The sequence below is a fragment of the Desulfitobacterium sp. LBE genome (assembly GCF_007830365.1).
Taxonomy (GTDB): domain Bacteria; phylum Bacillota; class Desulfitobacteriia; order Desulfitobacteriales; family Desulfitobacteriaceae; genus Desulfitobacterium; species Desulfitobacterium hafniense.
Genome location: NZ_VLKD01000001.1, coordinates 5,417,143 through 5,430,204, shown reverse-complemented (window position 1 = coordinate 5,430,204; position 13,062 = coordinate 5,417,143). Strand labels below are relative to the sequence as shown.

The 13,062-nt window shown below is 49.0% G+C and carries 13 protein-coding genes; 1 reads left to right on the top strand and 12 read right to left on the bottom strand.

The genetic code is table 11. The annotated features are described in order from the left end of the window. Positions 1–162: 162 nt before the first annotated feature. The 9 genes from ytfJ to DESLBE_RS25765 all read right to left on the bottom strand — a co-directional run bounded on the left by ytfJ (position 163) and on the right by DESLBE_RS25765 (position 9,097). A complete protein-coding gene (ytfJ, locus tag DESLBE_RS25805; RefSeq protein WP_005811070.1) occupies positions 163–612 on the bottom strand; it encodes a GerW family sporulation protein in 450 nt (149 codons plus the stop codon). A 98-nt stretch (positions 613–710) separates the two neighbouring features. Next, positions 711–1,379 carry a DUF2953 domain-containing protein gene (locus DESLBE_RS25800; RefSeq protein ID WP_005811069.1) on the bottom strand — a complete coding sequence of 223 codons (669 nt, stop codon included), beginning with the start codon at positions 1,377–1,379 and terminating at the stop codon, positions 711–713. 122 nt (positions 1,380–1,501) lie between these two features. Then, positions 1,502–2,092 carry an SMC-Scp complex subunit ScpB gene (scpB, locus tag DESLBE_RS25795; protein ID WP_005811067.1) on the bottom strand — a complete coding sequence of 197 codons (591 nt, stop codon included), beginning with the start codon at positions 2,090–2,092 and terminating at the stop codon, positions 1,502–1,504. Positions 2,093–2,095: 3 nt separating this feature from the next. Then, complete coding sequence (locus DESLBE_RS25790) at positions 2,096–2,881, bottom strand: segregation/condensation protein A (protein ID WP_005811066.1); 786 nt, start codon at positions 2,879–2,881, stop codon at positions 2,096–2,098. After that, entirely contained in the window at positions 2,878–3,858 is a 981-nt protein-coding gene (gene trpS / locus DESLBE_RS25785; protein WP_018211272.1) for a tryptophan--tRNA ligase, read from the bottom strand. Before trpS ends, DESLBE_RS25790 begins: the two co-directional genes overlap by 4 nt. A 38-nt stretch (positions 3,859–3,896) precedes the next feature. Beyond that, a complete protein-coding gene (locus DESLBE_RS25780; protein ID WP_018211271.1) occupies positions 3,897–4,541 on the bottom strand; it encodes a site-2 protease family protein in 645 nt (214 codons plus the stop codon). Continuing rightward, positions 4,529–7,150 (bottom strand): CBS domain-containing protein, encoded by a 2,622-nt coding sequence (locus tag DESLBE_RS25775; RefSeq protein ID WP_144678539.1) that lies wholly within the window; start codon positions 7,148–7,150, stop codon positions 4,529–4,531. Before DESLBE_RS25775 ends, DESLBE_RS25780 begins: the two co-directional genes overlap by 13 nt. A gap of 138 nt (positions 7,151–7,288) precedes the next feature. Next, complete coding sequence (locus DESLBE_RS25770) at positions 7,289–7,630, bottom strand: hypothetical protein (protein ID WP_018211269.1); 342 nt, start codon at positions 7,628–7,630, stop codon at positions 7,289–7,291. Positions 7,631–7,741: 111 nt separating this feature from the next. Further along, the gene (locus DESLBE_RS25765; protein ID WP_144678538.1) at positions 7,742–9,097 is read right to left on the bottom strand and encodes an LCP family protein; all 1,356 of its coding nucleotides are present in this window, start codon (positions 9,095–9,097) and stop codon (positions 7,742–7,744) included. Positions 9,098–9,480: 383 nt separating this feature from the next. Between DESLBE_RS25765 and DESLBE_RS25755 the strand changes: the two genes are divergently transcribed. Then, complete coding sequence (locus tag DESLBE_RS25755; protein WP_144678536.1) at positions 9,481–9,864, top strand: hypothetical protein; 384 nt, start codon at positions 9,481–9,483, stop codon at positions 9,862–9,864. On the opposite strand, the gene DESLBE_RS25750 is transcribed toward DESLBE_RS25755, so the two are convergent. The 3 genes from DESLBE_RS25750 to DESLBE_RS25740 are packed head-to-tail and all read right to left on the bottom strand — an operon-like array spanning position 9,841 to position 13,049. Beyond that, positions 9,841–10,875 carry an acyl-CoA dehydratase activase gene (locus DESLBE_RS25750; protein WP_005811054.1) on the bottom strand — a complete coding sequence of 345 codons (1,035 nt, stop codon included), beginning with the start codon at positions 10,873–10,875 and terminating at the stop codon, positions 9,841–9,843. The genes DESLBE_RS25755 and DESLBE_RS25750 overlap by 24 nt on opposite strands. Continuing rightward, positions 10,862–12,001, bottom strand: coding sequence for a 2-hydroxyacyl-CoA dehydratase (locus tag DESLBE_RS25745; protein ID WP_144678535.1), 1,140 nt, complete (start codon positions 11,999–12,001; stop codon positions 10,862–10,864). The genes DESLBE_RS25750 and DESLBE_RS25745 overlap by 14 nt, the downstream gene beginning before the upstream one ends. Then, a complete protein-coding gene (locus tag DESLBE_RS25740) occupies positions 11,943–13,049 on the bottom strand; it encodes an acyl-CoA dehydratase activase-related protein (RefSeq protein WP_144678534.1) in 1,107 nt (368 codons plus the stop codon). Before DESLBE_RS25740 ends, DESLBE_RS25745 begins: the two co-directional genes overlap by 59 nt. Between the last annotated feature and the right edge of the window lie 13 nt (positions 13,050–13,062).

The following is a 13,062-nucleotide window of genomic DNA, read 5'->3' as shown; positions in this document are numbered from 1 at the left end:
GTTCAAAATCGACAACGTCGCCGATTTTAAACAGGCCCAACCCTATTGGGTTTAGCTCAGCCGAAAAAACGGCAAGGTGGCTTAAATCACCTTACCGTTTTTTAATTCCTGCCAATAAGTTTTACTTCAGAACCACAGATCAACTAAAAATCAATTCTTACCTTAGTGTTCTCCCACGATAATGATATCTTCCTTGGTTACCTGATCGCTGGGTTTATCCTTCTTCACCATATTAGATATCTTATCCATTAAATTCGGAATCTCATCAAACAGACGATCGATCACCACATTGTGATCAATGGGCAACAGGCGTATCTGACCGTGTCCCACCACCAGGAATCCTACCGGCTGCACCGACACCCCGGCACCGCTGCCGCCGCCAAAGGGGAAAGCGGCCGCTTGATCTTTTTTATCTCCTTCGTCCCGGTCCCCTTCAGGAGGTGCAAACTCACTCCCACCTGCGGCAAATCCGCAGCACACCCGGGAAACAGGGATAATTACCGAACCGTCCGGGGACTCTACCGGGTCGCCGACAATCGTATTCACATCAACCATGGCTTGAATACTTTCCATAGCACTTTTCATTAAAGCTTCAATGGGATGATTCCCCATAGCTATCCACCCCTTTAAACTTAATCATTGATAATAACAATATGGTCTTTTTTCGCCAAAACTATGCATTAAAGTTTTTCTAAGCGCTGCGACGCACCCTATTTTCTGATTCTGCGCCAGATCAGCCTGGCCAGTTCAGCTCCCACCAACAGGATATGGCCAATTCGCAAATTAAAGCTGCTTTGAATATCGCAGCGAAAACCCGGCTTCTTAAACTGAGGCACCACCATAATCCGCGGTTCCTGAACATCCATGGTCACCTGGTTATACATTCTTCCCATAGAATAGCCAAGCATTGCCCAGAAACTCCCTGATACCAAAGCCGTCACCGCAGGATTTTCATGGCCATATTCGATCTTCCAATCGTACTCTGTGCAATGGATTCCCCGATAAAACTTCTTTTTAAGACGGGTAAAGGCGATCAGCAAGGAAGGAATATTGGGAAAGAGCTCATAGAAAAAACTCTTCTTGAAGTAACGCATTTTCAATTGCTGGACAGCCTTCCTGGTTTCACCCGTAGGGGCCTGTGCTTCCTGTTCCGCTGCAATTTTAGGGCCTTCTTCCCATTCCAGCTTAATCGTCGGAATACTGAGCCGAAACTTCCAGAAACCGCCCAGAGCGGAAAGATGAATTTCCAGATCGTCATTTTCCTCAATGCGGGAATAACGAAAATCCAAGGATGCTTTGATCCACAGGATCATCATTAACCAAATGAACATCGCAACCAGAAGAGCGAGAATCTGCACCATTATCCCCCCGAACGCCATCTTAACAGTTTAGGATGCCCTAAGAGGGGGTATTTATGCACCCTAAATTCGTAATCGCTTACGAATTTAGAAAAAGGAGTATCGCCACTACATAAAAACGTAGTTTTGCGACACTCCCTTGTTTACTCACAATCCTCATTATCTTGCCCAAACTCCCCGGCCCCCATGGACAGTTCTTCAGCCAGGGCCGCTTCCTGCATGCTCTCAAAATTCAGATCCGGCAGCTCCTCCAGGGATTTAAGCCCAAAATGAATCAGAAACTGTTCCGTAGTGCCGTAAAGAATAGGCCGGCCCGGCCCTTCCTTGCGTCCTACATCTTTGACAAGACCTTTCTCCACCAACGTCCCTAAGGAGCGATCGGATTGCACCCCACGGATAAAATCCACTTCTCCCCGGGTGACGGGTTGCTTATAGGCAATGATGGCCAACACCTCTAAAGCCGCTCCCGACAGTCCCTGGGCGGGTTGATGGTAAAGGGTTTCTATATAAGCGGACATCTCCGGTTTGGTTCCCAGCTTATAGCCTTCATTGACTTCAATCAGGGTAACCCCGCTGGCAGGTGCAGCGTAGCGCTGTTTAAGGTCATACAGTATTTCAGCAATATCCTCACTGCTTAACTGAAGGATCTCTGCTAAACGCTCCTTGGTCAGAGGTTTATCGGCAACAAATAACAGCGCTTCGACTCCCGCAATTTCTCTTTCCCGAAACAGCATATTTTACTCCCCTTCAGTAAACTCCCAAGCTTTTTCTGTAGGAAATACAAAAATCTCCTCGTTCTGCGAACTTTGTTCACAATGCACTTTTCCTGACTTCAACAGTTCCAGTAAAGCCAAAAAAGAAACAATAATCTCCATACGTTTAGTGCCCCGAATCAACTGACTGAAGCGCAGGCCGCGAGGATGCAGGATGACCCGGCGCAGTACATCATTGACCATAACTTCAATGGGGATTTCATCCGGCTCCACCGTCCTGATCTCTTCCCCCTGCTCCGCCCTCTCAATAATCCGCTGAAAAGCATGCCATAAGGCTTCAAAATGAATCCCTGCCAAAGGATCCGCCGGAGTGAATTGACTGCGCAGCCCATCCACATCAACTTCGCGAAAGTACCGCTGCCCGGAAGAGATTTGAATCTCTCCCAAAGTTTCCGCAGCCTGTTTAAAAGCCCGGTAGGCTAAAAGCCGTTCCACCAGCTCTTGGCGCGGATCCCCTTCTTCTTCGACGGTCACATCTTTAACCGGTTTGGGCAGCAAGTAGCGGGACTTGATCTGGAGAAGCTGGGCAGCTAAAACCAGAAATTCCGTGGTCACTTCCATATCCAGATCTTCCATCTGACGTACGACCTGGATAAATTGATCGGTAATCCTGGCAATGGGAATATCGTAAATATCCACTTTTTCCTGCTGGATCAGGTGCAGAAGCAGATCCATGGGACCTTGAAATGCGGGCAGCTCCACGTAAGGGGCGGTATTGGCACTATGGCTTACCGATGACCCGTTGCTCATCTCAGCCCCATCACGTGACGAACTTCTTTCATGGTTTCTTGAGTAACTTGGCGGGCTTGTTCAGCCCCCTGCTCCAAAACCCGCTCAACCTTACCAGGCTCTTCCCAAGCGGCACGGCGCTCACGGAAAGGACTGAGCAGCTTATCAAGGTTCTCGGCCAGATGACGCTTACAAGCCACACAGCCGATCTTGCCTCCGCGACAGTTCTCCTCAACTTCGGCGACTTCAGGTGTATACACCTCATGAAATTTATAGACTATACAAACCTCAGGATGACCCGGGTCATCCTTGCGCAAACGGGCCGGGTCCGTCACCATCTGCTGGACCTTTTCTTTGATTTCTGCCGTGGAAGCCGTTAAGGAGATGGTATTATTATAGCTTTTACTCATTTTACGTCCATCGACGCCGGGCAGCAGGGGAACTTTGCCGATCAGGGCTTTCGGTTCCGGAAGAACCTGACCATAGAGGTGATTGAATCGTCTGGCAATCTCGCGGCACAGCTCCACATGAGGAATTTGGTCTTCTCCCACAGGTACGGTGTCCGCCTTATAAACTAAGATATCGGCAGCCATCAGGAGGGGATAGCCCAGGAAGCCATAGGTTGCGATATCCTTGCCCCCTTCTTTGCCCAACTGCTGCATTTGATCCTTATAGGTCGGTACCCGCTCCAACCAGGATAGAGGGGTAATCATCGATAAAAGCAGATGCAATTCCGCATGTTCCTTAATATGAGATTGAACAAAAACCGCCGACTGCTCCGGATCAATGCCCACACTCAACCAATCCAGGGCAATCTCCCGGATCAGTACGCCAAAATCCAAACCATCCTCATAACCTGTCGTCAGAGCATGCTGATCCACAATTCCATAATAGCTTTGATATTCCGATTGCAGCGCGGCCCAATTTTGGATGACACTGAGATGCCCGATATGCAAGCTCCCCGTGGGGCGCATGCCGCTGAAAATTCTACCTTTCACTTATAAAACCCCTTTCAGTTGTAGGTCTTCCATTGCCTTTAGCCGATAAAAGGCGACAGCAAAAACAAAGCGGTATCACGATAAAAAGCGTAAAGTCCGGATACTGCAGGCTGCAGTATTACTCCCAAAAAGTTGGTAAATAGTATTATAACCAGAATGAACATGCCGTAAGTCTCCAGGGTATCAAGAACCTTGCTGTACCGCCCGGGAACAACCCCCCTTAAGATAGAAAAACCATCTAAAGGCGGAATCGGCAGAATATTAAACACCCCAAGACCCAAATTCATGATCACCAGGGACATGAATATTGTGGATATTGTGCCGGTCCAGGATGAATCCTCCAGGAAGGCCAGGGTTAAGACCCAAAGCATCATGGCGATAAAAGCAACCAACAGATTGGCCAGAGGACCGGCGACGGACACCAGTACTCTCCCCCGCTCTTTATTCCCCTTGAAATAGTGGGGTTGGGTCATGACCGGCTTCGCCCAGCCAAAGGAATAAAGTACAGCCATCAGGGTACCAAAGATATCCAGGTGGACGAAGGGATTCAGAGTTAAACGTCCCTGGCTGCGGGGAGTCGGATCTCCTAAACGATCAGCCACCCAGGCGTGGGCATATTCATGAAAAGCAAACCCCACAAGTAGGGCAGGTATGTTGGCGATGATGGTGGTTAAGTTAAACACGTAGTTTCCCCCTTCGGTCGGTTTGACAAGCCATCCTTCAGCAACCCGAGCACAAATTCCTTCTCTTCTTCCTCTGTCTGCAGCTTGCCTTCCAGCCAAGCCAGACGGACCGCTTTAAGAATGCGGCCAATCTCCGGCCCTTCTTTAACTCCCCATTGTCGCAAAGCCGTGCCATCTACAGTCTGATGAATGGCCTTGACTGCTTCTGTGTAGGCTTCCAGAGAATCCCGGAAGCGTTCATCCCACAGCAGAACTTCCATGAGGAGGGCCGGTAGACCTTCAAGGTACTGATCCAAACTCTTTAAAGAAATCTTTTCCCGGGCATATGGAGAAGCTTCAGAACCTTTTTCTCCCCCGCCTAAGGATAGAAGCCCATCCATAATGTCAAAGAATTTATAGGCTATCCCTTTGAGTTCCCTGGCTAACCGAAGTTTTTCCTCAATTCTTGCGAACTGGGATCTGTCCATCCTGCGCAGGCAGATCAGCCATTTTCTTTCCGGGGAAATGGCTTGATTCAGCCCCGGATGAGTAAAATCCCAGGGCAGTTCGGCACCAAACCACTTGCGGAACACACCCATATTGAGCAGGGATTCTCCCATAACGCCAAACTTCAATTCAGAAAGCATATGCATGAATTCTTCCGTGAACCGTTCGCTGCTTAGTTTCTGTAAGACACCTGCATCCAAAGCTGTATAAAGTCCCTCCCGGGTTTCCTTGGCCAGACGGAAACCGTAACGGCCGGCAAAACGCAGAGCCCTGAGAATGCGGGTAGGATCCTCGATAAAGCTGAGATTATGAAGAAAACGGATTTCTCCTTGTTTCAGATCTCTTAAGCCCCCATAATAATCCACCAGCTCTCCATAGCGGACAGAATTAACAGCTATGGCCATGGCATTAATGGTAAAGTCGCGCCGGAACATATCATCCCGCAAACGAGATTCCTCCACCTGAGGCAGTGCGCCGGGGGAAGAATAATCTTCACGGCGTGAGCTGGCTACATCCAGGTGGGAGCCGTCGGCGAAATCCAAACGGGCGGTGCCAAATTGATCATGGAATACCACTTGAACGTCCTGAAGCCGGTGGGCAAGAGCCCGGGCAAAGGCATGTCCGTCTCCTTCAATGACAAAATCCAAGTCCTGGGTCGGCACCTTAAGCAGGATATCCCGTACAAATCCTCCAACTACAAATACGGAATACCCTAATTCATCGGCTACCTGTTGAGCTGCTGCCAACAAAGAGCGAATCTGCTCCGGCAACTCCTCAAACAAGCGCAGGATATCTTCCCGCATCGCCAGACTGCGATGGCGGGTCAGGGACATTTCCGTAGGAACGGCGCTGCCATGAATAATGCGCAGAATATCGGAACGGGAAACGATCCCTGCCAGTTTTCCTTCTTCCAGAACGGGAACCCTGCCGATATCATGCTGAACCATGGTCCTTTGCACATCTTCCCAGCTGGAATCGGCCTCCACAACCACCACGTCCTTGGTCATAAATCCTTTGACCGGGGCATGAGCCAGCCCATGCTTGATGGCTTTATCCACATCCCGGCGGGAAATGATGCCCACCAGTTTTTCTCCCTGAGCTACCGGCACCCCTGTATGACCATATTTAAGCAGAATCTGCTCTACCTCAGTGAGCTTCATCTCCGGAGATACGGTTTTAACCGGATAGCTCATAATATCTCTGACCCGGTTAATGCGGTGAGCCTGCTGTGCCAATTCCCCCTTGAGCTGCTTGAGAATCTCAGCCACAGAAGCATGTTTCACAGTAGCTGAAGCGGCACGGGTATGCCCCGCTCCGCCAAAAGCCTGGGTAATGCGATTGACTTCAATCCCCCGTCCCCGGGAGCGTCCCACCAGATAGACCCGGTTCTCCATCTGAACCACCAGAAATAAAGTCTCCGCCCCTTCCATCTCTCCCACTCGGTGAGCTAAAAGAGCAAGACCGCCCACATAGTCATCGCTTTCTGCCCAGGAAATATAGACAGGCTGACCGCGGAAATCCTCAGTCTTCCCATTATCCAGGAGCTGCTGCAAGAGTTCTTTTTGCTCCTCAATTAAAGGCTTGCGGAGATATTCCGCCACAACTCCCAAATTCGCTCCTTGTTCAAGGAGATAGGCTACGGCTTTAACATCCCGCACTGTAGTGCTTTCAAAAAGCAGACTGCCTGTATCATCATAGATGCCCAGAGCAAGAAGGGTCGCCTCAAAAGGACTGAGCTGGACGGCCATTTTTCTGAGCTCTTCAATGAGCAACGTAGTGCAGGAACCGATGCTTTCAATATGCATCTCCTCAGTAAGGGAGCCATAATAAGGATGATGATCATAAATAACAAGAGGTATCTGCTCAAATACCCCTTCCTTAATCCCCGCTGCCCGCTGCAAATTATGGGTATCCACCAACACGATCTTTTCCACTTTGGCCCAATCCACATCCTTGGGACGGGAAAAAGGCAGCCTGTCCCTGGCCAAGGCAATAAAATCCTGAACATAAGGGTTGGATTTCCCGTCCACGACCATCAGGCTATCCGGAAAAATCTTTTGGGCAGCGACCATGGATGCCAAAGCATCAAAATCCATTTGGCGATGGGTTAATATGACAATCATAGTTTACTTCCTTATCATTCGTTCTCACTACAAAAGATTAACCATAATTATATCATTTACCTGGCAGCTCCAGCAAGAAAAGGAACACCCATAAGCAAAGCACCTCGCGAACGAAGTGCTTTGCAGATTTCCTGTGTATTAAATACTGTCATTGATAGCTTCCATCCCTTGATCGATCTCAGCTTGAGTCAGACCCTCTTTAAGCAGCCGGTAGTTAATGGCATTCATCCAAAAAGCGGTTTTGGCATTGATCTTCTTATAGGCTTTGGCATTCTTCTTTTCTCGCTTTTCCCGGGATTCTGCATTAGCCTGAACGATTGAACAGGCATAACGGGCTTTGATGCGGGTATCTTGATCCATTTCCTCAAAGGTGGTATTTAAACATTCAATCAGGCTCTTATAGTATTGAGAGAACTCATCAAAGGGAATCTCATCATCCATATGTAAATACTCTTTCAACTTCTCGAACAACTTATCCATCCAATAACCTCCATTTTGTATCCTATATCTATCTAGGAATGCCTCAAATATTATACCTTTGTTTACAGGAAATGACAAGGTACTTCTTATGCAAAGGCTTAGTCAGGACACTTAATCAAGGACTTCGAAGGTTATCTCCCCATCCTGGGGCTGTGAACCCTTCCCTTTAGAGGGAGCTTGAGGTTTTTCCTTTGTTGTTTGGGGTTGTGTTTTTGCTTGGGGTTGTGTTTTTGCTTGGGGTTGTGTTTCTGATTCTTTGACTTCGGTGGTCAGAACTTCAACGGTTATCGACCCTTGATCCTCATCCTGAGCCTTCTCCTTCACATCGTCCGTTTCGCTCTCAGGCTTGGTTTCTTTGCTTGTCGGAGGTTGGGCAGGCACATGAACCTTTTGGATGGTTTCGAAAATTGGGGAGGTTTTACCCTGGAAAAGCTGGTTCAGTATGACCTTGGTCTCCTTCGGGTTCACCTTCCAATAGCTGATTCCCTCTTCATCCGAAAATTGACCCGGAAGAGTTTGATTGATCACTTCATAGGTGTCTTTATTTTTAAAGGCCATGGCTAAGGCCCAGATCTGCCCCAGATTGAGATTGGTATCTATGGCCTGATAGACCTTAGGGATGATGATGGGAAGCTTGGGAATATTCCGGGGGGTCGTGGCTTCAGCTACAATAGCTTTCATCACTTCCTGCTGCCGGGAAGTCCGGGTAATATCCGCCAGTTCATCATTGCGAAAACGGGCATATTGCAAGGCCTGGGTGCCATTGAGACGTTGAACACCTTTTTTAAGATTGATAAAACGGTCCTGGGCCTCTCCCGTATCGTAGTACATATCTTTTTCCACATCAATGGTAATGCCGCCCAAGCCGTCCACAATATTTTTAAATCCTTGGAAATTGGTTAAGACATAACCGTCAATGGGGGTATCCAGCAGCTCCTGCAAATACTGTTGGGTTGAGATTGGTCCCTTTTGCAAACGCGCTATGGCATTGACCTTTTCTTTTTTTTGATTAAGAATAACCTGAGTATCCCGGGGAACAGAAAGCAACACCATTTTTTTGCTCTTTTGATCCAAGCTGGCTACCATCAGAGTATCCGTATTGCTGAGTGCTTCACCGGGACGGTTATCCATACCAATAAGCAACACTGTAACCCGGTCCTTCAGGGAAAGTTCACTGGAGATTTCATCGCTTAGAGTATTCTCGGGCAATGCTTCGTCCGCTGTGTTTTTTAAATCTCCTGCTGCACCGGGACCGGAGGAGTCTTGATTCTGAGCTATATTCTCCTCCTGGGAAGTTGTTGGGAGCATGTTCCTGCTGCGTGCTTCCTGGCCAAAAAGATCCTGTCTCCCCGAAAACAAAACCACAGCAAACACAATGACAATCCCCAGACCAAAGCCCAGAACAGCATTAAATCCATAAGTATGAATGAAGTGAATCAGCCGATTCTTAAGATTCTTTTTGTCCATCTTTCCTCACTCCATATCCATAAAAATTCCCTCCCATAGCATCAAACAATTTGCAAGGCATTATACACCCTGGAGAAAATTTTTTCGCTTAAATAAATGGAAAAATCTCTCGGGTCGCGCAGCTTATGGAGCGAACGGTGTAAAGCAAAATCCTGGAGAACCTAACCCGCGGGTCCTTTTCAGTGTAGCAATCAGACACAAATTGGAATATAATACCATGTCAATACCTTGTCATTTTCATCTCTCTAAATTATGTTCATTCAAAATAAGGCTTAAACATCTATGACGTGAAAAAGGCTTGGGCATGGTTTTCTTATCCCAGCACAAGCCACTCTCTCTACTTCGGCTGACCCCACTTAAATCGGTTTGAATGGAGGTAGCCTATGAACTCCTCTCTGTTCGGTGCACGGGGATCTTATGACTACTCAGGAAATTGCTATCCCAGTTCCCCTTATCCTTATGGGCATCAAGGGGTGTATGCCACTTATTCAAATCCCTATCCACAATACACCTATCCTCAGTACACCTATCCTTATGGCCATGCCCATCCAGCTTATGAGCACCATTCTCTTCCTTCTTATCCCTATCCCCTGATCACTCCGGCCCAACCTCCTGTACAGCCCCCTGCCCTCGTTTACCCCAACACCCTAACCTATGGCTGGGGTGAGCCAAGGATTATCATTCCTGACCGGGGCCTGGAGACCATTCTGATCGCCATCTTAATTCTGGTTGCTCTGGATCTCCTATTTGTGAGACCCAGACGCTAAGTTCTGTTGGTCTCTTACCTCAGCTATTTCTATAGGCTCCACATCCGCAACAGACCATTTCCCGCACCGATCTCCCCAACGGGTCAGCACCTTATCCTCTTGCCTGATCTCCACCACTTCGCAGTGATTGCTGCAGCCTTTGCAATCAAAGCTCCGGGCCTTAAAATGACTTTCAGCCATCTTCAAACCCCGGAAGTTCGTGGTCGGACTCTTTTTGTTCAGGAAGCGTTCTTGAGCCAGAAAAGCAGCGCCCAAGGCTCCCATGACTGAAAAATGCTCAGGAACAATGACCTCTTGGCCCAGTTCTTCTTCAAAGGCCTGGCGAATACCCGGATTGGCTGCCACACCCCCCTGGAAAAATACCGGCCCCAGGATCTCTTTGTTTTTCCCTACATTATTGAGATAGTTGCGCACCATGGCCTGGCATAGCCCGGCGATAATATCCGGGAGAGGATGACCTAATTGCTGTTTATGAATCATATCCGACTCCGCAAAAACGGAACACCGACCAGCGATGCGTACAGGATGTTGGGCTTTTAAGGCCAATACCCCAAATTCTTCGATGGGAATCCCTAAACGTGAGGCCTGCTGATCCAAAAATGATCCGGTTCCTGCCGCACAGACCGTATTCATAGCGAAGTCCACCACAACCCCATTGCGCAGGATGATGATTTTAGAATCCTGTCCGCCGATTTCTAAAATGGTTTGGACTTTGGCATTCATTCGGGAAGCGGCTACGGCATGAGCCGTGATTTCATTTTTCACCACATCGGCCCCTAACAGGGTAGCCGCTAACTGACGGGCGCTGCCCGTGGTTCCCACTCCCTTGATCTCCGCCGCAGAGCCGATACAGGCGCGCAGCTCCCGCATCCCTTCCTGAATCGTCTGCATAGGGCGGCCCTGGGTCCGCAAATACATGGTCTGGGCTATGGTTCCATCTTCATAGAGGAGCACGATATTGGTACTGACCGAACCTACATCGACTCCCAGAAAATATTTACTTACCGGCAAGATCCAACACTCCCTCGTTGTTCACTCTTCTCTTCAGACGGGACCGCTCCAACAAATCCACAAAAGCTTCAATCCGGGTTTGCACTCCGGCTTTTCCTGTATGTTCGTCCACGGTCAAGGTCATAATGGGTATGCCGTAATCCTCTTGAACCTTGGGCAGAATGCTGGAGGCTACAATCTCCGGCATACAGCCCAGGGGCAGGAGCTGAACGACTCCATCATAGCCCTCCTGGGCGAACTTGATGGCGGCGCCGATAGTTTCCTGGGCATGGCCCCCGACAAAATGACCTAAGTAAGGTTTGGCTAAAGAATAATAGGATTTCAGGGGACGGTAGCCTTGAGCCAAACCCCGGAAAACATGCTGGCCTACCCACCCCGACAGGTAGATGGAACGATCCACTGCCGCTCCCAGGTTGCCCAATTCCTTCTCCACATCCATGGAAATAAAGGGCTCCAATAGGGTATATATTTCGCCGACTACCGCGATTTTCAGCAGTTCTTCTCCCTCGTAACCGGCGCTGTTCCCCAGTTTTTGCTCCATCTCTTCCTTAAGCCATTGCAGAACGTCCTTCATCCCTTGATCCGTCATAGCCTGAGCTAAACGCCCTTTAGCTTCTTCATAAAGATGATCGGCCAGCTTGGCATCTCTAACCAGGGGGCGAAAACCATGGAACCTATCTTCGATCTGATCCAGGACCACACTTTTTCGGTAAGCGAAAAGCATGGCTTTAAGAATGCGGTTCCAGGTGTTCTTGGCACCGGCCAGCTTGCGAATCCGCTCGGCAAGCCCCAACAGGCTGCCATCAGGAGGCTCCAGGGTGATGACATCAAAGGGATATCCTGCTTCCTGTAAAATCTCCCTTTCCATTTCGCCGTAATAGCCAAAACGGCAAGGACCGATTCCCCCTGTGATCAGAGCCGTATCCGCTCCTTGGGCCGCAGCCTGGACAAAATTCCCCAGGTTCAGTTTAAGGGGGAGACAGAAGGACTCCGGGGCCAACTGGGTCCCTATGTTTAGGGTCTCTTTGCTGTTGGGCGGTGGCACCACATAGTCCACAGCCAAGTTCTCAAGTAAGGCTTGAATCACGATCCAAGCGTTCCCCATATGAGGAAAGGTGACTTTCATAATCCCTCCTCCTTTCCAGCATGTCGAGAAAGGCTTCGATCCGGGTGACCACCCCTGCCTCGCCACTGTGTTCATCTAAAGTAAGCACTAAATAGGGTTTTTGGTTCTGGCGGGCACGGCGGGCCAGTAAATCGTTAGTCATGGAATCCGTTCCGCAGCCGAAACAGGACAAATAAATTAAACCCTCGATTTCCGGATCCTCCACATAGACAGCACCCGCCCCGAAGATCTTTTTGGCATGGCTCCAAAAGATTTTTTTCTGAAGTTTGCTATGCTGCTCTTCAACAGGGGATGGGCCTACGTTCTCCACTACCACGACCTGGGCCTTTTCACGCAGCCGCTGCAACAAGTTCATATTGGCATAGGATTCATAGGTCAGATAGCTATGCCCCACCAGGGCAATCTTGGGACCCTTCTCCCGGCACCCGGATCGGACGGCCTGGTCCAGCAGCCACCCGTCTTCAAAATCCTCAGGCTTTTGGCGGCGCCCCACTTGCTTAAATCCCAAATCCTTTAACTTCATAGGTTCTGCTAAAGCCTCAAAGCATTGCATACTTTCGGTAAAGGACCAGCCGCTATGACGCATTCTTTGGTAGGCTTTCTGCCAACGCTGAGCTTCAGCAAAGGCTTCCCTGATCCGGCCTTTAGTAGCCCTAAGCGTCCCTCCAAAGGCCATAAGCTGTTTTAAAACTTCTCTCTTCCCTTCCCGCCAGTTAATATCTACGGTATACAGCTGTACGCCCGCAGGAAGGGCATAGAGAACACTCTCCGGAAGCCCGAGAATTTTGGGACAGAGATAGGTATTTTTCTCCATGCTCACCAAACGGGGAAGAAAAATTCCATCCACATCACTTAAAACGGTGAGATGCCCGACCAGAATCTTTACCGGCAAACAAGTTTCATCAGGGGCCTTTTTGAGGCCGCTTTCCATAATCTCCCGATTGGTTAGAGGAGAAGTAACCAGCTCGATTCCTAATTTATAAAAAAACCCTGCCCAAAAAGGATAATATTCGTAGTACATCAAAGCCCGTGGAAACCCTAATCGCATAGTATCCTCCTTA